This window comes from Saccharibacillus sacchari DSM 19268 (genome assembly GCF_000585395.1).
In the GTDB taxonomy this organism is placed as follows: domain Bacteria; phylum Bacillota; class Bacilli; order Paenibacillales; family Paenibacillaceae; genus Saccharibacillus; species Saccharibacillus sacchari.
The window spans coordinates 5,194,622-5,216,589 of the sequence record NZ_KK073875.1; the positions used below are offsets into that span (position 1 = coordinate 5,194,622).

19 protein-coding genes are annotated in these 21,968 nt (G+C 54.1%); 8 read left to right on the plus strand and 11 right to left on the minus strand.

The annotated features are described in order from the left end of the window. The first annotated feature begins 131 nt into the window (after window positions 1-131). Entirely contained in the window at window positions 132-551 is a 420-nt protein-coding gene (locus SACSAC_RS22510; RefSeq protein WP_037290579.1) for a MarR family winged helix-turn-helix transcriptional regulator, read from the plus strand. Between the two features lie 129 nt (window positions 552-680). Here SACSAC_RS22510 and SACSAC_RS22515 read toward each other — a convergent pair whose 3' ends face one another. The 3 genes from SACSAC_RS22515 to SACSAC_RS22525 all read right to left on the minus strand — a co-directional run bounded on the left by SACSAC_RS22515 (window position 681) and on the right by SACSAC_RS22525 (window position 4,047). After that, on the minus strand, window positions 681-1,070 hold the full coding sequence (locus SACSAC_RS22515; protein WP_037290581.1) for a hypothetical protein: 390 nt from the start codon (window positions 1,068-1,070) through the stop codon (window positions 681-683). Window positions 1,071-1,179: 109 nt separating this feature from the next. Next, window positions 1,180-2,382, minus strand: a complete 1,203-nt coding sequence (gene fabV, locus SACSAC_RS22520) for an enoyl-ACP reductase FabV (RefSeq protein WP_037290583.1) — start codon at window positions 2,380-2,382, stop codon at window positions 1,180-1,182. A 264-nt stretch (window positions 2,383-2,646) separates the two neighbouring features. Further along, window positions 2,647-4,047: a methyl-accepting chemotaxis protein gene (locus SACSAC_RS22525; protein ID WP_051507333.1), complete on the minus strand. Its 1,401-nt coding sequence runs from the start codon at window positions 4,045-4,047 to the stop codon at window positions 2,647-2,649. 273 nt (window positions 4,048-4,320) lie between these two features. Here SACSAC_RS22525 and SACSAC_RS22530 point away from each other — a divergent pair, with 273 nt between their 5' ends. Beyond that, window positions 4,321-5,790, plus strand: a complete 1,470-nt coding sequence (locus tag SACSAC_RS22530; protein WP_037290585.1) for an SMI1/KNR4 family protein — start codon at window positions 4,321-4,323, stop codon at window positions 5,788-5,790. A 111-nt stretch (window positions 5,791-5,901) separates the two neighbouring features. On the opposite strand, the gene SACSAC_RS22535 is transcribed toward SACSAC_RS22530, so the two are convergent. Further along, a complete protein-coding gene (locus SACSAC_RS22535; RefSeq protein ID WP_037290587.1) occupies window positions 5,902-7,587 on the minus strand; it encodes a methyl-accepting chemotaxis protein in 1,686 nt (561 codons plus the stop codon). A gap of 308 nt (window positions 7,588-7,895) precedes the next feature. Between SACSAC_RS22535 and SACSAC_RS22540 the strand changes: the two genes are divergently transcribed. The 3 genes from SACSAC_RS22540 (at window position 7,896) to SACSAC_RS22550 (ending at window position 10,585) form a co-directional block, all read left to right on the plus strand. After that, complete coding sequence (locus SACSAC_RS22540) at window positions 7,896-9,089, plus strand: M20 metallopeptidase family protein (RefSeq protein ID WP_037290589.1); 1,194 nt, start codon at window positions 7,896-7,898, stop codon at window positions 9,087-9,089. Window positions 9,090-9,390: 301 nt separating this feature from the next. Continuing rightward, window positions 9,391-10,134, plus strand: a complete 744-nt coding sequence (locus tag SACSAC_RS22545) for a tRNA(His) guanylyltransferase Thg1 family protein (protein WP_037290591.1) — start codon at window positions 9,391-9,393, stop codon at window positions 10,132-10,134. A gap of 1 nt (window position 10,135) precedes the next feature. Further along, window positions 10,136-10,585, plus strand: a complete 450-nt coding sequence (locus SACSAC_RS22550; protein ID WP_037290593.1) for an AAA family ATPase — start codon at window positions 10,136-10,138, stop codon at window positions 10,583-10,585. Window positions 10,586-10,594: 9 nt separating this feature from the next. Here SACSAC_RS22550 and SACSAC_RS22555 read toward each other — a convergent pair whose 3' ends face one another. Further along, window positions 10,595-11,113 carry a GrpB family protein gene (locus SACSAC_RS22555; protein WP_037290596.1) on the minus strand — a complete coding sequence of 173 codons (519 nt, stop codon included), beginning with the start codon at window positions 11,111-11,113 and terminating at the stop codon, window positions 10,595-10,597. Window positions 11,114-11,239: 126 nt separating this feature from the next. Here SACSAC_RS22555 and SACSAC_RS22560 point away from each other — a divergent pair, with 126 nt between their 5' ends. From SACSAC_RS22560 to SACSAC_RS22570, 3 genes are all read left to right on the plus strand, one after another. Continuing rightward, a complete protein-coding gene (locus SACSAC_RS22560; protein WP_037290599.1) occupies window positions 11,240-12,478 on the plus strand; it encodes an MFS transporter in 1,239 nt (412 codons plus the stop codon). Window positions 12,479-12,692: 214 nt separating this feature from the next. After that, window positions 12,693-13,376 (plus strand): deoxyribonuclease V, encoded by a 684-nt coding sequence (gene nfi, locus SACSAC_RS22565; RefSeq protein ID WP_037290601.1) that lies wholly within the window; start codon window positions 12,693-12,695, stop codon window positions 13,374-13,376. 66 nt (window positions 13,377-13,442) lie between these two features. Beyond that, the gene (locus SACSAC_RS22570) at window positions 13,443-14,324 is read left to right on the plus strand and encodes a hypothetical protein (protein WP_037290604.1); all 882 of its coding nucleotides are present in this window, start codon (window positions 13,443-13,445) and stop codon (window positions 14,322-14,324) included. A 108-nt stretch (window positions 14,325-14,432) separates the two neighbouring features. Here SACSAC_RS22570 and SACSAC_RS22575 read toward each other — a convergent pair whose 3' ends face one another. The 6 genes from SACSAC_RS22575 to SACSAC_RS22600 all read right to left on the minus strand — a co-directional run bounded on the left by SACSAC_RS22575 (window position 14,433) and on the right by SACSAC_RS22600 (window position 21,960). Then, on the minus strand, window positions 14,433-15,725 hold the full coding sequence (locus tag SACSAC_RS22575; RefSeq protein WP_051507556.1) for an amino acid permease: 1,293 nt from the start codon (window positions 15,723-15,725) through the stop codon (window positions 14,433-14,435). Between the two features lie 237 nt (window positions 15,726-15,962). Then, the gene (locus SACSAC_RS22580) at window positions 15,963-16,778 is read right to left on the minus strand and encodes a nuclear transport factor 2 family protein (RefSeq protein WP_037290610.1); all 816 of its coding nucleotides are present in this window, start codon (window positions 16,776-16,778) and stop codon (window positions 15,963-15,965) included. A gap of 83 nt (window positions 16,779-16,861) precedes the next feature. Continuing rightward, window positions 16,862-19,420 (minus strand): FtsX-like permease family protein, encoded by a 2,559-nt coding sequence (locus SACSAC_RS22585; RefSeq protein WP_037290613.1) that lies wholly within the window; start codon window positions 19,418-19,420, stop codon window positions 16,862-16,864. Beyond that, complete coding sequence (locus SACSAC_RS22590) at window positions 19,417-20,115, minus strand: ABC transporter ATP-binding protein (protein ID WP_037290616.1); 699 nt, start codon at window positions 20,113-20,115, stop codon at window positions 19,417-19,419. Before SACSAC_RS22590 ends, SACSAC_RS22585 begins: the two co-directional genes overlap by 4 nt. Window positions 20,116-20,197: 82 nt before the next feature. Beyond that, entirely contained in the window at window positions 20,198-21,277 is a 1,080-nt protein-coding gene (locus SACSAC_RS22595) for a sensor histidine kinase (RefSeq protein ID WP_084778286.1), read from the minus strand. Further along, complete coding sequence (locus SACSAC_RS22600) at window positions 21,274-21,960, minus strand: response regulator transcription factor (RefSeq protein WP_037290618.1); 687 nt, start codon at window positions 21,958-21,960, stop codon at window positions 21,274-21,276. The genes SACSAC_RS22595 and SACSAC_RS22600 overlap by 4 nt, the downstream gene beginning before the upstream one ends. Window positions 21,961-21,968 lie beyond the last annotated feature (8 nt).

A 21,968-nucleotide genomic window follows, 5' to 3' on the forward strand; every position in this document is an offset into this window, starting at 1 on the left:
TACGTCAAAAAGGTTGCGAACGCAACCAATATTCGTTACACTTTTTAGATGTAGAGTTAACCAAATGCACGGCACATCAACGCTCAGCCTGCTGCTGTTCCGTTCCGTTTCAAGAAAGGAGCTATCCCGGCATGTCCGAACAATATCCGATCGGCAGATGGATTTCGATCCTCTATCGGCAAAATCAAAAGCAACTGACACAAGCGCTCAAACCCTACGGACTGGGCGGCGGCGGTCAGCATGCGTTTCTTAAAAACATTTTGCTTCATCCCGGTATCCGTCAGGAGCAGCTCACGATTGACCTCAAATTCGATAAAGCAACGACTGCGCGCGCCGTTCAGCATCTGGAGCAGGAAGGATATATCGAGCGAATCGCGGACGAGCAGGATCGCCGAGCCTATCTTCTCTACCCCACGCAAAAAGGCCTCGACTTCCTCCCGGTGTTGCTGCGACTGCTTGAAGAGCATAACGCCGTCATTACCCGCAATCTGAGCAAAGAAGAAGAAGCTCTTTTGGCCGGATTGTTGAAAAAGGTGTATGAGGAGTCCTGACACGGAGTATTATCCGCTCACCGTGGCACGCAAGCCGTTCGACATACCGAAGCCGCTCCAATCCAAAAACGGACAGCCCGCTCACGCGAACTGCCCGTTTTCCTATTTCATGCTTTTTACACGCCCCGATTAGCGACTTCTACTCTCCGACACCAGTCCGAAGCGCGAAGCCACCCCGAGCAGGATCGCCACAGCAATTCCGATCACAAGCGCAATCCAGATATACAAAAATACCGGACCAATGCCTTGAGACTCCAGAAACCGCCCACCGAAGCGAATGAGCACGAATGATAGCGCAACCGAGCCGACAAAGGTCAGCACCAGCAGTCCTTTTTGCTTCGGCGTCGAACGGAGCAACGTATTCGCGATTGACGAGCGGTAGCGAACCGCCGACAGAAGCACATACACACCGAGCAACGGCGTCGTAAACGCGTTGTCCAAGGCAAACAAACTTACCGCCATCAAAGCAAGCAGCACCCAGGTCAAGGGTTGAAAAGCGCGATCAAATCTATTCAACAAACGTAAAACTCTCCTCTCTACGGCGCGTAAATCGATTCATCCCCTCCGTAAATCGAAGCCTTTTTCTGTCTATATCTGCGAACTTTATATAGATGTATCCGAGTTGATTTTATACGGAGCGTTGACTACCTACAGGCATATCCACGACCGGATTCGTATCAGCTTCGTAATCAACGCCGTCCGTTTCGAAGCCGAACAGTTGGAAGAACTCTTTGCGGTAGCCTGCCAGATCACTCGATTCCTCGATGTTCTCCGATGAAATGCGCGCCCAGATCTCTTCGACTTCCGCTTGCACGTCGCCGCGCATCTCCCAATCGTCGATCCGGATGCGGCCTGCCTCATCTACCGGAACCTCTCCCGTCGCATACAGGCGTTCGGCGAACAAGCGATACGTCTGCTCGATGCAGCCTTCATGCAGTCCTTTTTCCTTCATGATCTTGTAAAGAACCGACACGTACAGCGGAACGACCGGAATCGCCGAACTGGATTGCGTAACCAATGCCTTGCTGACCGACACGAAGGCACGTCCGCCGTTTGCCGCTAATTGGTCGCCGATGCGGTGTGCCGTCGCCTCCAGATCATCCTTCGCCCGTCCGATCGAGCCTTCGCGATAGATCGGCTGAGTCAGATCCGGGCCGATGTAGGAGTATGCAATCGTCGTCGCGCCGTCAGCCAATACGCCGCCTTCGCGCAGCGCGTCGATCCACAACTGCCAATCGTCGCCGCCCATCACTTCCACGGTCGCCGCAACCTCTTCGTCCGTCGCCGGATCAAGCGTCACTTCGCTCACTTCACCGCTATGGAAATTGACGGTCTTATTCGTGTAGGATGCGCCGATCGGCTTCAGTACGGAATTGACGGTCTCGCCCGTTTTCGGGTTCGTGCGGCGCGCCGAAGCGACGCTGTACACGACCAGGTCGACTTGCCCCAGCTCGGCTTTGATCGTTTCTACCGTTCGAGCCTTCGTTTCGTTCGAAAAAGCATCGCCCGTAACGCTGAACGAACGGAGTCCGGCTTCGGCGGCTTTCCGCTCGAACGCGGCCGAGTTGTACCAGCCCGCGGATGCGGTACGCGTCTCGCTGCTTTTGCTCGGGCGGTATACGCCGACCGTCGCGGCACCCGATCCGAAAGCTGCCGCGATCCGGGCGGCCAGCCCGTATCCCGTCGACGCTCCGATCACGAGCACGTTTTTCGGGCCTTCAAGACGCGGCTTGGCCGCGACATAGTCGATCTGCTGTTGAACCTGCGCGGCGCACCCGTCCGGATGAGCCGTCGTGCAAATAAATCCGCGCGTTCTTGGTTTGATTATCATCGTGATGTCCCTCGCTTTTTCGATTCTTGAGCGCGCGATCGACGGATCGATGCGGCGCCTGTCCGTAGTATTGTAACAATTATTTCACAATTAGGCACACTTCGCGACATCGGCTTGCGGATGCAGGACTCGGCAATCGTCGAAAAACGCAAAAAAGCGAAGCCCCTCAGGACTTCGCTCGGATTCGGCGTATCAGATTTTGCGGTGCGACGGTACGCCTGCAGGATCCGGGAGGAAGCGGTCACGCTCCCGATCCTGACGGATTCAAACCAGGCTCGGTTTGCGGGCCGGCTTCGGCGCGGTTGCGGGATGCGGTGCCGAAGAAGCCGTTGCTTGCGCTGCCGCCGCGGCGAAGCCTTCGCCTTCCTGGTTGTTGAAGCGGAACATCGCCGAAAGCTCGTCGAGGCGTTTCGAACTTTCGCCCGTGCGTTGCGCTTGAACGGCGACTTCGCCGGACAGTGCCAATACGTTGGAAGCCTGCTCGAAAATCGTTTCGGTGCCTTCGGCCGCTTCGCCGTTGGCCGCCGCGATCTCGCTGATCGCTTTGGACAAGTTTTGCACCGAAGCGCTAAGCTGTTCGCTGGTCGCGCTGAAATCGGAAACCATGTTTTCGATATAGAGCGCGTCCTGCAAGTAAGCGTCGGCGTTGCTTTGCATCATTTGATAATCGGCCGCGATCTCCGTCGTCATCAATTGCAGCAGGCGTCCGGTCTGGTTCTGAAGATTATCGACCGAACTGACGACCTTCTCGGTAACGCTATGAATCTGTCCGACCGACTGCTTCGAAGCGTCGGCCAGCTTGCGGATTTCGTCAGCCACGACCGCGAAGCCTTTGCCGGCTTCTCCGGCTCTCGCCGCTTCGATCGAAGCATTCAGCGCGAGCAGGTTGGTCTGCTGCGCGACTTGGAGAATCGAATCGGCCAGTTCGCGGATCATGTTCACCGAATGCGACTCTTCGAGCGCCAGGTCCAGCTGCGTTTTGACGTCGGTGTAAACTTTGGTGGTGGTTTCGACCGATTGCGTCAGATTCTCCTGCGCTTCCATCGCGCGGGCGCTGACTTGTCCGGCCTGCTCGGCGCCTTCTTCGGCGCGTTTCGCGATCGACCCGACCGCGCGCTCGAATTCCTGGGTCGACGCGTCGATCTCTTCGGCGGAAGCGGCGGTCTGCTGCATGCCCGCCGCCATCAATTCCGTCGTGGAGGAGACGCCGGACAATCCTTGTTCCATCCCGACGAACTTTTGTTGGGCAGTCGCGGTCGCTTCTTTCAGCTCCGCGGATTCGCGGGAAACGCTGGCAAGCAGCATGCGCGCCGCTTTGTGCATGCGGTCCACCGCGCGGTTGAGCGTCCCCGTCTCGTCATTGCGCGCCAGATACTTTTCCGGCAGCTTTTGCGTGTAGTCGCCGTCGGCCATTTTGTCCAAATGCGCCGTGGCCGCTTGAATCGGTCGAACGATCCCTTTTACAATAAAGAACAACAAGACGAAAGACACGACGAAGCCGAACACCGAGACGACCAGCGGACCGATCCGCCATACGTTGGCCTGCTGAACGAAATCGCTCATCAATACGAAGTTCAAAACGGTAGGAAGCAGCATGCCGAGCACGGCAGCAGCCAGGATTCGAGTGAACAAGCTTCCAAACAGCGTTTTAAATCGGTTTTTCATTATTTCGCACCTCTTTTATCATTATTGAGAGTAAAAAGGAACTTTAGACCTGCGTTTCAGTTCGAACGAGCCGTCTTTCTCTCTATTTCAACAGCTTTTTATTCAAAAAAGGTCTTTAGGTCTAGTTCTTACTATCTACTAGTTATTATATCCTAGTTAGCGAGTATTTAAACACTTACTTACGAATTTTTTAAAATTTTATTTAGAGCAATTTAATTTTTGATTTGAAATACAAATTTTTTTAAAACTTTTTATTCAGGAAAGGAAAAGGTTATGAATAAGATCACAAAAGCGCGATTCGAGATCTGGATCAAAGAATGGGATCTGATCACCAAGCAAATTACCGACCGCAGCGGACAATCCGGCGGCGGACTTTATTCATTCGTCAACGATCCGGAGAATATGATTCAAGAGATCGAACAGCGGCTGGGCCTGTTTCTGCCGGAAGACTTGAAAGATTTGATTCGTTTCGGTTATTTTCATGCCGAGGTCGATTGGGCATTCCCCGACGGAATCTTGATCCCGTTCCCAAACGTATCCGAAGGCGATCTCGGCTGGAACATCAAAGACATGGATTTCCCCGGTCTCTTCGACGATAACGGCGACGAAATGCAGCAGCGCCGTTATCTCGCGTTCCATATGGCGGGCAACGGCGATCTGCTGCTGTTCGATCTGGAAAGCGCCTCAGGCTCCGCCGTCGTATCCTGGTCGCACGAAGAAGACGAGTTCCGTCTGCTGGCCCCGTCGCTGCCGGACTTTTTTGAACGGATTACGAAACTCGGGCTGATCGGGGCTTACGGCGACAGTTATGTTCCGTTTCTCGGTGCGGACGGCCTGGAACCGGACGGAACCAACGGGCAGTTATGGCAGGCGTGGCTCAAGGACTATCGGGAGCTGCAATGGGAAGACGTCCAAAATGATCTTCCCGCGGCTCTCCGATTATTCGAGATGATTGCTTCCGACGATCCGGAGTTGACGCCGAGACGCGAGATCGGTCCTTTGCTCAAGGAATACCATTCCGTCGAAGATATCCTTCGCGAATGGATAGCACGCGGCGAAGAACCTCAACCGAAGCGGAATCGCCGCGACCGGCTGATCCTGATCGGCGAAGCGATGGGCAGCGACGCTGCCGATTGGGTGCGTACGCTGTGGACGGCGAAAGCGGGCAAGGATGCCGCCGAGCGCCCGACGTCAGAAGCGCCGCTTGTCGCGCGCCGCGAAGCCGACTCCGGAAACGACGCGGCGCAAGATCCCGCCGCCTTTCTTCCCGAAGCAGACGAAGGCGTGCTGCATCGTCTCGCAGCCGTATGCCTGCCCGAAGACGAAGGCCTGCCGCTCGTCCTGCGCGATATTGAGCGCGAAGCCCGGCAATCCGGCCGACGCATCTCGCCGCCGACTTATTCGCTCGCTGCCTTCCATAGCCGCCGCGTCATTCCCTGGATAGAGCCGCATGTCTCGTTCCCGTTCAGCGGTTGGGACACCCTGCTTGCCGCTTCCCGACCGCAAGCCGAAGACCTGATCCGCTGGCTGCAAAGCGCCGACGCGCTCCGCATGACCGCCGTCTCCGCGATCGGCCTGCTGCCCGAAGATGAAATTCCGGCTTTGTTCGCCGGCCCGAACGGTCATGCGGAGCGCACCGAACTCCTGCGCCTGCTCGAAACCCTGCACGCCTCCGCCGTGCTGCGCAAAGAAAAAACGGCGATCTCCGAAGCGATCGCCGCCCTTGCCTTTCCCCTAACCTGACGCGTACCTCGTCAGATTTAAGATTTGCGATTGTTCTATTCAAGGCGAAGCGAAGATGCGAATTTCTAACGCAGCGTCGCCCCAAGCCGCCTCCCCGAATAGGAAGTTCATTCAAACCTTAAACCGCCCCACAAGCACGCGCAGCTCATCCGCAAGCTTGTTCAACGACGAAGCCCCGTGCAGCATTTCTTCCCCCGCCGCCAGCTGTTCCTCCGTCGCGGCCGCGATTTCCTGCGTGCCGCCGGAAATTTCTTGCGTTCCCGAGCTGACGTCCTCCATGGAACGCGAGACGTCGGCGAATCCGTCGTGCACTTGCGCCGTCGAAGCCGCCATCGCCTCCGTGCGATCCGACACTTCGCCGATTGCATGCAGAATGCCGCCGAACTGCTGCGCGCCGTGGTGCGTCACGCCTGCGCCTTCTTCCACGCGGGTCTTCACGTCGTGCATTTTTTCCATCGCCGCCTGCGTTTCTTGCTGAATGCTGGCGACCAATTCCTTGATTTCCCGCGTCGAATCGGCCGATTGTTCGGCCAGCTTTTTCACCTCGCCCGCCACGATCGTAAAGCCTCGGCCGGCCTCGCCGGCCCGGGCCGCTTCAATGGAAGCATTCAACGACAGCAGATTGGTCTGCCCGGAAATTTCGTTAATGAGCGAAGTGATGTCATCAATCCGCTCCGCATGGACAGCAAGCTGGGCGATCCGTTCATCCGCCTCGACCACAGCCGATTTGATATCGCTCATCTGCTCATCGATCTGAACGATCGCCCGCTCGCCTTCGGCGGCCCGACGACTCATATCCCGCGAAAAAGCTGCGACTTCAGCCGTCGAAGCGGCAATCTGCGTAATTTTTCCCAAGGTCTCTTTGGCCGATTCCGTGCTTTGCCCGACCGTCTGCGTCTGCTCTCCTGCGCGCTCCGCGATTTGCTGCATGGCAGCCGCTACCTGATGCGAAGTCGATTTGGACTGTTCGGCACTCGCGGAGAACTGCTCGGATGCCGAAGCCAAGTGCTCCGAAGCTTCGCCTACTCGCGCCATCATGTCGCGCAGCGAGCCGATAAATCGATTGAAGCTGCCTGCCAAGTGACCGAATTCGTCTTTTTTGTCCCATTCGATTCGGCTGGTCAAATCGGCGTCGCCCTCCGCGATCTCGCTCATTCTGCGTTCCAGCAGCGTAAGCGGGCGCATAATGGAACGCAGCAGCCAGAACCCGAGTCCAAGCCCTGCCGCCACGGTCACGAGCACGACGCTGAACAGAATGGTTTGATTCCGTTTCGCATCGCTTTCGTTTTCGGCTTTCATAGCCGCAACTTCGGCATCGAGCCGATCAACGAACTCGTTCACGGCCGGATCGACCTGCTCTTTGCGCAGCGTCCGCTCCTCGCCGAAATGCAGTTGCTCTGCTTGCTCTTGTTGTCCGTTTGCCACAAATTGCAGGACCTGTCCGTTCAGCTCGATCATCCGACTTAATTCGGCTCCGATCTTTTGCAGCGAATCCAGATCATTCCCTTGCAAACGAAGAGCTTCCGATTCCAACATGGCTCGGATATCTTCCGTCTTTTTTCCCATACCATCCGCGAATTCCGTATCGCCAGTCAGCAAGTATCCACGTTCATCATTAGCAAGCCCCGTCATCCGGTATTGCAACTGCTTCAAAAAGGTTTGCGTCTCCAACTTGTCTTCCAGTCGAGCCGAACTTTTCATACTATTATCGATCGCTACCAGAGATAAAGCTCCGCTACCCATCAATACAGCAACCAGCATCAAAATAACAGCAAATAATTTAGTTCTGACTCTCATCGTTCTCCTGCTTCCCGGATCATTTTTGATTTTAGTGCTTCCGTTGTATTATCGGTCTTTTATCCTACCTTTTTATAGCAATTTGTCGAAAAAAGTCGTGAGCCTTGCTTTTTCTTTTCGCAATTCACAGTCATTGACTCGGAAAATAAAATTCGCTGCCGCCAACCTCCCGGTACGCTTTGCTTTTTCCTTACTTTAAGCTGCTTTGCATATTTGACGCTTTACCGGGAAAGTGATATTTTGAAAACCATATTGATAATAATGCGAAAATAAATAGTATCATTACATATTGCGGGAGGATCGATGAGATGACCATACAGACCAAAGATCAATGGATCGAACGCCTTGAAGGCGAATATGAACAGATCGTAGAATGGCGCCGCCACATGCACGCCAACCCGGAGCTCTCATTCCAAGAAACGAATACGGCCCGCTTTATCGCGGAAACGTTGACCGGATTCGGTTACGAAGTACGTACAGGCGTAGGCGGCAACGGCATTCTGGCTGATTTGAAAGGCGTACATCCAGGGCCCTCGATCGCTTTCCGTGCCGACTTCGACGCTCTGCCGATCGATGAAGAAAACAACGTTCCTTATAAATCGAACAATCCCGGCGTGATGCACGCTTGCGGACACGACGGGCATACTTCCACGCTGCTCGGCGTTGCCAAGGTACTGGCGGATCGCCAAAGCGATCTGAAAGGCAGCCTTCGCTTCATTTTCCAACATGCCGAAGAGAAACTGCCGGGCGGCGCGATCGCGATGATCGAAGCCGGTGCGCTTGAAGGCATCGACGAAGTGTACGGCGCGCATCTGGCGAGCTACATGCCGCTGGGCAAACTTTCCGTCTCGTCCGGTCCGTCGATGGCTGCGGTCGATTCGTTCGCCATCACGGTCCAAGGCAAAGGCGGCCACGGCGCGAAGCCGCACCAGACCGTCGACGCGATCGTCGTCGGCAGCCAACTCGTGACCTCGCTTCAGCATATCGTGGCGCGCCATATCAACCCGCTTCACTCGGCCGTCGTGACCGTAGGCGTATTCCAAGCCGGCGCGGCGTTCAACGTCATCGCGGACAAAGCCAAGATTGAAGGTACGGTACGCAGCTTCGATCCGGACGTGCGCAAACAGCTCGAACGCGATATCCGCGACATGGTGCACGGCATCACGCTTGCCGAGCATGCTACCTATGAACTGGACTACGTAAACGGCTACCCGGCGCTCGTGAACCCACAACAGCAAGCCGAAGAGGTTCGGTCAATCTTCACCCGCCAGTTCGGCGAAGAAGCGTTATTCGGCCTTGACGCTTCGATGGGCGCGGAAGACTTCGCCTACTATCTCCAACATCGCCCAGGCAACTTCTTCAACGTCGGCTCGCAAAACGAGAGTGCAGACACCGCATTCCCGCACCACCACCCGCGCTTCGACATCGACGAACGCGCCCTGCTGATCGCCGCCAAAGCCTTCCTGGCGATCGCAGCAGATAAGCTGCTGGGCGAATCCTAATCCTTTCTCTTGTTATTCTTGTCCACATTTCTACAAAAAACCGACGATAGCAAACCGTCGGTTCAATGCAACGAGAAACTCCAACGTAGCGGGAAGCGAGAAGACGGAGAGAAAAATTCAGTGAAAGACGCCTTTGAGCGCGGAAAGCCGTAGGCTTTCTGCGCGAGACAGCGTCTTGAACGAATTTTTCTCGGAGTCTTCTCGCTTCCCGCGCCCACGTAACTTTCGAGAGCAACCTAAACCGACGATATTCGAATCGTCGGTTTTTTCACACCTTCCCTATAAAGGAGTTTTTCACATCATGCATATCGACGACTTCGGCACGCGCATGAAACATTACGAAAATGCGTTCCGCCATCACTTGCCCGGCCGCATGCCCGTCTTGATCCGCATCGACGGCTGCCATTTTCACACCTTCACCAAAGGGATGAACAAACCTTTTGACGAACCGCTGATCCATGTATTCTGGGAAACGTGCAAATACCTCGCGCAAAACATCATGGGCTGCAAACTGGTCTACCATCAAAGCGACGAAATTTCGATCCTGCTGACCAACTACGATAAGCTGACGACCGCTTCGTGGTTTGAAAACAATCTGCAAAAGATCGTCTCTGTCGCCGCGTCCATGGCAACGGCCAAATTTAATGAAGAGATTCGCAACGTCTATCCCGATCGACCGCTCGCCACCTTCGACGCGCGCGCCTGGGTACTGCCGCAAGACGAAGTGACGAACTATTTTCTTTGGAGACAGATGGACGCGACCAAGAACAGCATCTCCATGGTCGCCCAAGCCAACTTCCCGCATCACGAGCTGCAAGGATTGGACGGCAGCGCATTGCAGGAGAAGCTTTTTTCGGAAAAAGCGCTGAATTGGAACGACCTTCCCGCTTGGCAAAAACGCGGCGCCTGCATCGTAAAGAAAGAGTTCTTGAAAGGCACGGCCGTGCGGCGCAGATGGGAAGTCGATCTCGACACGCCCGTCTTTTCACAGGATCGGGACTACATCAATCGCTTCGTTTATCCGGATCGGGAAAAGGGCGTGTAGCATGGAATGCATCATATTCATGGGCATCCAGGCTACCGGCAAATCGACTTTTTACAAGGAACGTTATATCGACACCCATCTGCGGCTCAATATGGACATGCTTAAGACAAGGTATCGGGAAAAGCTTTTGTTACAGGCTTTTCTCGAAAGTAAGCAGCCGTTTGTGGTCGATAATACGAATCCGCTGCCGGAAGATCGGCTCACCTATATTGAAGAAGCGAAAAAACACCGGTTCTCCGTCGTCGGCTTCTACTTCGAACCGGATTATGCGGAAAGCATTCGGCGTAACGCGCAGCGGAGCGGCAAATCCGTCGTACGGGAAATCGGCATCCAAAGCGTCATGAAAAAACTCACCGTCCCTTCTTTTGCGGAAGGATTCGATGAGCTGTACCGAGTGACGTCGGTCGATGGCGTTTTTACCGTAAAACGAATCGCCGACGAAGAAGCGTGAGCGCTCGACTCAAACGTTGGATTTCCGCAGCACCTGCCGAATAAACGCGGTCTTCCCGTCCACGTAAGCGTCAATGTCCGTTCGATGCGCTTCGGCAAGCCGCTTCTTGATTCGGGCATATTCATCGCGGGCTTCGTCGTGCCGCCGCAGGTAATCGCGCAGGGCGATATGCTCCAAATAACCTTTTCCGTCCGGCGGGCAGACATAGAGGTGGAACTTCATAAAGCCCAAGTCCCTCGTCGGGTGAAAAGCTTCTCGGCCTTCCACGCCCAGATTGCCTTGATGTTCAAATCCTTGCAGGCGCAAGCGTTCAATGATTTCGGGCAGCACTTCTATGCTTTTCATTACGGCATCCAGATCGATAATCGGCTTGGCCGGCAGTCCTTCGACCGACGTGCTGCCTACATGCTCGATGCGGATCAATAAGTCGCCGATCCATTCCTTTAAGGCATTGGAGATCTTTTCGAACTCCTCCGGCCAAGCTGGATCGTAAGGAACAACTTCGATGAATCGGGTGCGTTCAGCCATCTTTTTTTCCTCCTGATTTTCTTTTTCGACAGGGTTGTTTTCCGAGCTTCTTCTATAGTAACCTATATTTTAGCACCCAACGAAAACGCTTTAAATTCAATTTGACGACACCGGAGGAAATCCCGCATGGCAAGAACGCTTTTCCCGAGACTTCGCGGCAACAGCCGGGGCTGCCTCGCTTTCGAACCGTTTTTCCTGATTCCGTACAGCATGATGGCGACTTACGCCACGCTGTACATGTACGAGCTAGGCGTGAGCGAAACGAATATCGGCTGGATCACGACGCTCGGGCTGATGGTGCAGGTGATGTCGGCTTTTATGAGCGGATACCTGACTGACCGAATGGGCCGCAAACGAGCTATTCTCACCTTCGACGTGCTCAGTTGGAGCGTGGCGATGTTGATCTTTGCTTTTTCGCAAAATATCTGGTTCTTCGTCATCGCGACATTCATTAACGGGCTTCAACGGGTTCCGCATGTGGCCTTCTACTGTCTGATCGTCGAGGACACGCCGAAAAAAGATCGGACCTATGTGTTCACGCTGCTTCAGATCATCGGCGTTGTCGGCGGACTGTTCGCACCGCTCGGCGGTCTGCTGGTCGACCATTACGGATTGGTGGACGGAACGCGGATCATGTATGTCATGTGTTCCGTGCTGATGACCTTCCAGTTTATCGGGCGGCATATCACGACGAAAGAAACGGAAATGGGCTATCGGAAAATGCAGGAGACGAAGGATCTCGGGCTGAAAAAGAGCATGATCGATTATAGCGGCGCGATCCGTGATCTGTTTGCCAGTCGCAGTCTGATGTTGATCTTCGTCGTTTACATTCTGTTCAACTTCCAAATGACGCTCAAAACGACGTATCTTTCGCTGTATCTGGCCGATTATCTGAAGGTGGACAGCGGGCTGATCTCGCTCGTGCCGGCCGTATCCTCTATCGTGATGCTGCTCGCGCTGTGGTTCATCATGCCGAAGATTCCCGCCGAAGGCGAGACGCGCTCGATGATGGCGGGATTCGCGCTGTCGGTATTGTCGAACGTGATGCTGGTGATCTGGCCGACGTCGAATCTGGCCTGGATCGGCTTGAGCACGGTGCTTGCGGCCGTAGGCTTAATGATCAGCTCGCCGTACCTGGAAGCGGCCGTGCAAAACGCGATCGACGACGAAAAAAGGGCCAAAGTGTTCTCGATGCTCTCCGTCGTGATCCTGCTGCTGACTTCTCCGGCGGGGATCGTGGGAGGCTGGGCGTATACGCTCGACCCTCGGATTCCGATTTGGATCATTACGGGATCGTTCGCGGCGGCGTTCGTGTTCTTGATGATCTACTTGAATCGGGTGCGGGGAGGAAAGGCCTATTCGTGAGGGGAAGCTTGGGGCGCTGCGGGAGAAATTCGCTATAGCTTCTTTAAATAGATCTTTTGGAAAGTTGTAGAGGTGTCGCCTAAGCGGCGTCTCTTTTTTTATTTGAAAAAGGAAAAAGATTAGGAAGCGAAATTCGGTGCGGTTTGATATGAGCCTAGCAGGTTTGTTATAAATGGGTTGAGGCTATGGCGAAGAAAAGAAGCGGGAGGAAGTTATGCAAGCCGTAATGAAGCATGCTTGGAATTTGAGCGAAAAGGAAGCGATCGGGCTTCAAGAGGAATGGGCGGGAACAGTCTCGTTGGAGACTCCGCAAGGTTGGAAAGTTCGGAGGGTCGCGGGGGTGGATGTGGCTTACGACAAAAACGACGATCGGTTGATCGCGGCGGTGGTGGTGTTGGATGCGGAGACGCTGGAGGTCGTGGAGACGGCTGCCGCGGAAGGCAAGCCTTCGTTCCCTTACATTCCGGGACTGTTTTCGTTTCGCGAGCTGCCGCCCGTGTTGGAAGCGTTCAAGCGTCTGAAAACACCGCCCGACTTGATCGTGTGCGACGGGCAGGGCATCGCGCATCCGCGGAGATTCGGGCTGGCCAGCCATCTGGGACTGCTGCTGGATATACCGACGATCGGATGCGGCAAGACCCGGCTGATCGGGGAACACGAAGAACCGGACGGCGAACGCGGATCGGCTTCGCCGCTGGTCGACGGAGACGAGACGATTGGTTACTGCCTGCGTACGCAAAACGGCGTCAAGCCGGTCTACGTCTCGGCGGGTCACCGTTTATCCCAGGCAGACGCTTGCGAATGGATCTTGAAACTGACTCCGCGCTACCGCCTTCCTGAAACGACGCGGCAGGCGGATCAATGCGTGAAACGGGAACTGGGCAAGCCGACGAGCTGATCGCGTTCGAATCGAATGTCGGCGCTTCGGGCAGTGCGGAACGCGAAATCGAAAGGAGTTCATTCAATGACCGATATCCTCAAAACCTACAAAAAACGCATCGCCCTTTTCAAAAAACTCTACCATTATAATAACGGCACTTACGACCGGCAGCGCGGCGTAACGGTCTATGACGTAAGTATCCTGTCTGCCGAAGAATTGGCTTTCATGAATGAACTCCAATGGCAACCCAATGATATCGTGCAGATGAATCACGATGAACTGATTCCTGCGATTACCGAACTCATTCGTGACGAACGTTTGTCCAAAGAACGTCTGATCGGCGAATTCGTAGCTGCGGCAGGAGGCAGCTATCGGCGCGGGATTAACGGCTTGATGAACCTTCATTTCGCGACGCTTATTCCCGACCATCCCTATCATCCGGCGCAAAGACTCGCGGCATGCGGGGTTTGCGGATTTAGCGAACTGTCGACTCGAACGCACGATAATCTATCCGATATCCGGGAATCTTTATGGCTCGGCTATAATTGGCATTCGCCGAAAGGCATTTATGCGGATCTTACGGAACGGATCGAACTGCCGGAAATTCATCCGACCGAAGAAGATGCGGCGGCACTCAAAAGCTTGCTTGAAGGCGTTGATCGCGCTCAAGCTGGCGAGACTCCGGGAAAACTGGAGAAACGACTCAGCGCGGAAAAGGTCATCAAAGGCAATTCGGGAACGCGGCGCGCTCTGCTCAGTACCTTGGCCGAAGTCGGCGTAATTCCGAATGCTGCCATGCCTGTCGATCCGAAGCGTTGGATCAATCACGAAGTGATGGTTCAAGCAGGCATGGATCTGGACTCCACGCAAGGACGCTCCGATATCGAGATGCCTTACGCCGGATGGCGCGGACATCTCGGCGTCGATTGGGATCGGGCGAAGGAATGGTTCGGCGCTTATTTGTAAGCTAGCCGCGCTCATGTTCTCTACATAGTCAAAAGAAGCCGAATGCGACAAGAATCGCTTTCGGCTTCTTTTTTATGGAACGTTCTTGTTAGAATGTAACCCTCAAACCTACGCCGCCGGCTTTTTAAACTTCAATATCGACCAGACCGTTAACAATACCAACACGCCCACGCAGACGCCGATGCTGAACCGGTTCTGCGGATCGATCACGAAGCCTGCCGCGATGACCGCCAAGATCACGGCCGTCGTACCCGTAATATACGGATAGCCCCAGATGCGGAACGTCGGCTTTGTCGGATACTGCGGGCGCAGCTTGAGCTGGGCCAAGCAGATCGACAGCCAAACGACGAGCACCACGAAGCCCGGAACCGCCAGCAGAATCGCGAACAGATTGTCTTCCGCGACATAGGCGATCACCGCTCCCAGTACCAGAACCGCCGCGCATAAGCGCAAACTGCCAACGGGCACGCCTTTTGCCGTAGTCATGCCCAGCGCCTTGGGCGCTTCTCCGGCAGACGCCATCGAATGCAGCATCCGCGTCGCGCCGTAAATGCTGGAGTTGGCCGCCGACAGCACCGCGATGACCAAAATAAAGTTAATGATATGCGCCGCGCCGCTAAGCCCCGTTGCTTCCAGCACCTGTACGAACGGACTATTCTGTCCCGCCAGCTGGTTCCATGGAATGAGGCCGCAAATGACCAGGATCGGTAGCGAATAAAAAAGCACGACGCGCAGGATGAAGCTTTTGACGACTCTGGGCATGACCTTCTCCGCATCTTTGGCTTCGGTCAGCGTCATGCCGATCAGCTCCGATCCGCCGTAAGAGAACATCACGACAAGAAGAGCGGAAAAGACCGACAGCCAGCCGTTCGGCATGAAACCCCCGTGCGCGGTATAGTTCGTCAATCCCGGAGCTTCGCCTGTAGCCCCCGGAATCAAGCCGAACAACAGACCCGCGCCCAGAATAATAAACACGACGATCATGGCGATCTTAATTCCGGCCAGCCAAAACTCGGTCTCCCCGAAACTTTCGACGCTCATTCGGTTGATGCCTAGAATGAGCGCCGCGCTGGCAAGGCTCAGTACCCATAGAGGTACGCCCGGCATCCAATATTGCAAAAATGATCCGGCCGCCGTTACCTCGATCACGCAGACGCTGAGCATAAGAAAAGCATACAGCCAGCCCACGATAAACGCCGGACGCGGGCCGAATGCCTGACGGATAAATTCTTTCATGTTGCGGTTAGGGTAGACGCTCGCCAATTCCGCGATCGCCCCCATGACGACCAACAGCAGCAGGCCGCCGAACAGGTAGGTTAACACGACGGCCGGTCCCGCAAGCCCGATCGTCTCGGCGCTACCTTTGAAGATGCCGGTCCCGATGACGCCGCCCATGGCCATAAAACTGATATGCCGCGGCAGCAGTTTTTTTTGAAGCTTTTCGCTGCCAGACTTATTTGCGCTTTCCACTTGACTTCCTCCGATTCTTTTGCACAGTAATGCACACCCGCGTTTGCGAGACGCATACTCTATCCTACAACAAAAAACGAAAATCCGCATCGGGTCGCGAAAAAAATCACCGAACGGACTCAAACTGTCCGTCGGTGAAAGAGTATGTCTACTTTAAATAGACATATTTTAGTCAATATCGTACATCATCCATTTTCCTTCTTGCCGCACAAACACGTAAGCGTTGGAACGAACGTTTTTCTCGCCTTCTACGCGATAATGAACGTGAACAATAGCCGTATCCGCTGAAGGCGGCTGCATATCCATGATTTGCAATTCTTCGATCGGAGGCGCGTCTACGCCCAGCACGCCGGAGTTCGAATTCGGAATGAACAGCTTCCGGTAAGCGTCCGCATCTCCGGCTATTTGAGCTTTTGTGCTTGCGTTAATCAGCTTTACGATCTCTAATTCGTCATTCGCATAACGTTCCTCGTCCACGAAAGGCCCGTCGGCACGTTCGATTCCCGCAACCCTCCATTGCCCCGCTTCTTGCTTGAGCTTATACAAAATCGAATGGTAACCGTCTGCGGCGTTCTCCCGAATTGCGCCACCGAGCGGATTGATCCCTGTCGGATCGGACTCGGATCTGAACAGATCAAAGTTTTCAGCTTTATCCACTTGGAACGAGATCTGCTTATCCGCTTCAGGCGCGTCTTGCGTGAACAAGGCGGCGTAGGCCGAAGTATCGTCTGTTTGTTGCGCGCGAAAAAGCTCGTTTAACAGATCGATCTGCTCAGGCTCAACCCTCGAACCTTCGTAATATTCTTTTTTCAAATAAACCTTCTCCGGTTCAGCGACAACCTCGGCAGATTCCGTCTGATGATCCGTTTGATTCACTGCTTTTGGGCCATTTTGCTCGGGTGCTGAAGCACTCGTTCCGCATCCGGTTGCCAGTACGCCGACGACAACGGCTACTGCAAGCAATGGAACTGTGTTGATTTTCAAAGAAAAGCCCTCCTATCTCAGCCATCGCCCATTTCGTTAGTTTAACTCTATGGATAGACGCGGAGGGCTTGACGTTAGTTCCACTACTCCCGCAAACGTTCTGTAATCGAAGAGACAGCAAGCATTCGGCATACCATTCGGGTAAGCGCATACGCGATAACCAACAAGACGAGAAGCATCGCTACGGTCGGCCATATCCGCATACGAAAGACGGTAAACGCCATCTGCTCCGTTATCGTTCGTACCATACTTGCCGTTACCCACATCCCGGGCAGCAGCACAATCGCTGACGTTAGTCCGGTTATCCAAAGCCCTTCCGCAAAAAGCAATGTGCGCAGTTGTTTCTTCGTCATGCCGATGCTCTCCATCGCAGCCAATTCTTTTCGCCTGGAAAAGATACTGCTTAACACCGTATTCGCATAATTGAGCAGGCCGATCAGCGCAATGACCATACACAACCCATAACCGATCAAGCGAAAAACATTCACAAAACGCGACAGCTCTTGCCGATAATTTTCACGGGAACGAACGGATACTCCAATATGCTCAGAGGCAATCGCCTGAACGGAAGCGCCCAACGTGTCGGCAGAAGAAGTGGTTGCTCCCCTCTCTACAGCTTCCAAGGATACTACAAGCAACGAAGCATTCGGATGCTTCGCACGGACTTCAGCTTCCGGCGCATAGATGTTGAAGCCGAACTGGCTAAAATAACGCGTTCCGATCGCATAAAAGGCATCGTACCGGAGCACGGCCATCACTTCCCGCTGTTCCGCAGAACCAGGCAACCGCAGCCGATCCCCAGGGCGATAATAGGATGCGTATTTCGGTTCGCCGCCCAGCAAAGCTTCTGTCACCAACACGTAACCGCCTTGAGCAAACTTGGCCGAATCGAATGTTCCCGCCACAACGTCATCCTTTTTTAAAAGATCATAAAAACCCGCACCCAGACCATACATCTGCACAGGTACGGATTCTCTCTTGGGCAAATCCGGCTGTTTGTCGGCGATCAGGCGGCTTATCGAATCATCGACCGTAAACTCCGTTTGCTCCCAGTAGACCCGATCAACCGACGATATGCCGGGAAGACGTTCCAAATGTTCTGCGACTTCATTATTCAGCGCATGCCCCTGCAAGCTGCTGTTGTCCTCCGTCAATCTCTCCTCGCTAACGCCTATAAGCTCTTCTTCCCGAAGCATCCAGTCTCCGACGATATAATCGTTCAGATACTTTTCCATGCTGACCGAACCGATTATATTGGAGACGATTCCGAACACGATCAAGCTCAATGACAATGAAGCCAGCATAATGACCAGTCGCCGCGGACTACGGATCAAGTTGCGCCAAGCCATCCGATAGATTCGGGTGCCGCCTTTTACTATACCTTTTCCATGGTGGCGTTTTTTTCGACCGACTGATACCTCCACGTATTTTGCGGCATCAACAGGAGTCGCAGCCGACGCCATTCGCGCAGGACGTCCGGCAGACAATCGCACCGTGAGATAAGAAAATATCGCGGCAGCCATAAAAATGACCGGATGAACCGAATAAGCCGTTTCCGTCACTCCCGTTGCCAACGAAGTTGCATAAGGCGACAGCAGCGAACCCACTCCATAGCCTAGCAATAAGCCGATCGGCAACGCTAACAGATATAAGCGATTCGACTGCACCAAGACGATCCGGCGAATCTGCCTCGGCGAGGTCCCGATCGTTTTTAACAAACCGAAAAAACGGATATCCCGAACGACCGAAATATGAAAAATATTATAGATCAGCAAATAGCCGCTCAACATCACAATCAGCAACAATCCTGCGTAAGGCAACATATTCGCAGGTTGTTGAAGTAGACTCTCGCTTGCGTACGCCCAGTTGACCCCGTAATCGACGGATAGATCGGCGTTCTGCATCACTTTATGCATCTTGTTGCGGATATTCCAACAATTTTGGAATTTCACGTACAGTTGCGTGCTGCCCGTCAATATCGGTTCTTGCCCGCCGGCAGTCGGATTATATTCCCCGAATTCAGCAGCGGCGAAAGATTTCGATACAAAAGCCAGCCCCGCAACATTTCCGCCTGCATCCGATAAATAACGATCCGTTTCATACCATCCGCTGAGTCGGAAGGTACGCGCCCGCACATCGCCTTCGTCTGTACGAACATCGAGCGAGATTGCTGCGCCCAGTTCTCGCGGAATCTCCAACTCGTCCAACGTCCACCCGCTTAGCGCAATCCCGTCCGCCTGCTCCGGCAACCCGCCCTGTTCAAACGAAATAAAAGCATGGCTCGGATAATTCCCGTCGACGGCGATGACCTCAAGCCGTGAATTTGTTAAAGCCGCGTGTTGAATTCTGCCTATGTATACCGTACGCGAAAATTCTCGAATCTGCGGAGCCGTAGCCAGCATATCCGCTTGTTCAACCGTCAGTTTTTTGAAGCTGCCATGATAGTCGGTTCCGGCCGTCTTCATTGCGGCAAGTTCCATCGACTTATTCAGCGAAAACCCCAACGTAAACAAAGCGGTCAAGAGTAACGTAGTGAGTACAATCGCGCAACCTGTGATTACGCTCTGTATTCGATGGGCACGAAGCTGCCTCAACGCGATCCGGGCGAGTACCGATTTGCCGCGAACATTCCCTTTGCTCATATCCGAAAGCCGCCTGATCCCTCGTTCGTCCGCTCTGCGATGCGTCCGTCCTCGATGCGAACAATCCGATCCGCCGCTTGAGCGGCTTCGTCGTTATGGGTAATCATCACAATCGTCTGCCCAAACTCTTCGCTGATGCGTTTGATTAACAACAGCACTTCTTGCCCGGTTCGGCTGTCGAGGTTGCCTGTCGGTTCATCCGCCAAAATGAGCGAAGGCTTGGCTGCCAGCGCCCGTGCAATGGCTACGCGCTGTTGTTGACCGCCGGACAGATTGGAGGGCAGACTTTCTTTTTTCGACTCCAAACCAAGCGTGGCGATGATCTCATCCACGTAAGCCCGATCCGGAACTTCCCCGTCCAACTCGATCGGAAGCACGATGTTTTCATAAACGTTCAGTACCGGAATCAGATTATAATTTTGAAAAACAAACCCGATGCAGCGCCGACGAAAAATCGTCAACTCCTCGTCGTCCATAGTAAAAAGGTCACGGTCCTCCACATATACGCGTCCTGATGTCGCCCGGTCCAATCCTCCAATCAGATGCAGCAGCGTGCTTTTACCGCTTCCGCTCGTTCCGACAATCGCGACGAACTCTCCTTTTTTCACAGTCAAGTCGACCCGGTCCAAGGCCTGTACCCGACGTTCTCCGCTTCCGTAATGTTTCGTGAGGCCCTCCGTTCGAAGCATGTCCATCCGGCACTCTCTCCTTATGTTCGTTTGCCTGCATTATAGCCGAACTTTCTGACATTCCGCTGTCCGGAAAGTGTCAGAATCGTCAGATTGGAAGCCAAACACTGAACAAAGCCCCGCCTTGCTTCGACACGCCTGCACGAATCCGTCCCCCTTGCGCATGTACGATTTCCCTCGCCAAATACAAGCCCAGTCCCACGCCTTCGGATTGGCCTGCGGAACGCCCTCGCTTGAAGCGACCGAAAATCCCGGCTCGTTCATTCTCGTCGATCCCCGGCCCGTTATCCGCGATGTCTACTCTTGCAAACACGTCGCCGACCGATAACGAAACTTCCACCTCTCCTCCCCGCCGACCGTATTTGACCGCGTTATCCAATAGATTGAACAACGCTTCTGCCGTCCATTTGGCGTCATGGCAAGCCTGCACTTCATGTTCCGCATCCATACGCACGCTGAGTGTCACGTCCGCCCGTTCGGCCGCGACATAAACTTGCGAGACGGCTTGGCGTACCGTATCCAGCAGCGAAGAACGAGCAAGATTCATCGTCAAAATCCCGGTTTCCAACCGCGACATGTCGATCAGCGAGCGAATCAAGAAATGCAGCTTATCCGCCTGCTCGCGAATCGCGGCGACCCATGACTTGGTCTGTGTCTGATCCCCGACCTTCTCCTCTAACAACTGAGTATACAGCAGCATGTTGGCTAGCGGCGTTTTGGTCTGGTGAGAGATATCGGCGATCAAACGCTGGATGTTCTCCTTTTCCGATCCGATCTCTTCTTGACGTCCGCGGACCCATTCGGCAAAACGACTCAGCTTGTGCTCCAGCAACGACAACGTACTCTCTGTATAGCCTAATCGTCTCGATTCGCCGCGAATCACGCCATCCGCTATTTCGTGTACGGATTGCAAAAAATGTAACGTCAGGCGTCGTATATGAAGCAGCCATAATGCAGCTATTCCGAGCATCAAAAGCAAAAAAACGACCGTAGCGATCACGGCCCCTTCTCTGCTTTGATCCTGATAAGCGGCTCCCGACAGCCAACCGGCGTACGCTATTGTCAAAAAGGAGACTCCCGACGCGAAAGGCAACGCCAGACGCCAGAAGGGGGTATCGACGATAGTTCCTGCATGTTCGATGCCCTGTTTTCGTTCCGTGACGCTCATTCCCGTTCCTCCTTCGGCCAAGTGTAACCCAACCCGTAGACCGTTTTGATCAACTTGGGCGAGGTCGGATCGTCTTCGATCTTGGCGCGCAGACGCTTGATGCCGACGCTTAGCGCATTTTCCTCCACAAACTCCGACTCCCCGCTCCACACTTGATCAATTAGCGTCTCACGCGGAAGGATTTGTCCTCGATTGACCACCAACAGCTTGAGCAGCTTTTGTTCGGTAAGGCTGAGCGATAGTTTTGCGCCTTTTTTCACGTATTCCATTTTGCCAAAGTCCATTTCCAAATCTGCGTAGACCAAACGTTCTTCCGGCATAGAAGCACTGCGACGAAGAACTGCCGTGACTCTCGCCCGCAATACCATCAGGCTGAACGGCTTGGTGATGTAATCATCGCCTCCAAGCGCAAAACCTGTGACGATATCGCTTTCCAGATCATTCGCCGTCAAAAAAATAATCGGGAGCGCTGACTCTTTTCGCAGCATCGTGCAAAAGTCGAAGCCGCTCCCGTCCGGTAAACGAACATCCAAGATAACCAAATCTATACCGCCCTGCTTGATCTCTTCGCGTGCGTCCGTCAGCGTATGCGCCTGACGAATCTGCGTTGTGGCGTCCCTCAGTGCCAAGGCGATGCCGTTGTTTAGTCCAACATCGTCCTCAACAATCAAAATCGTACGCATCGTTTTCC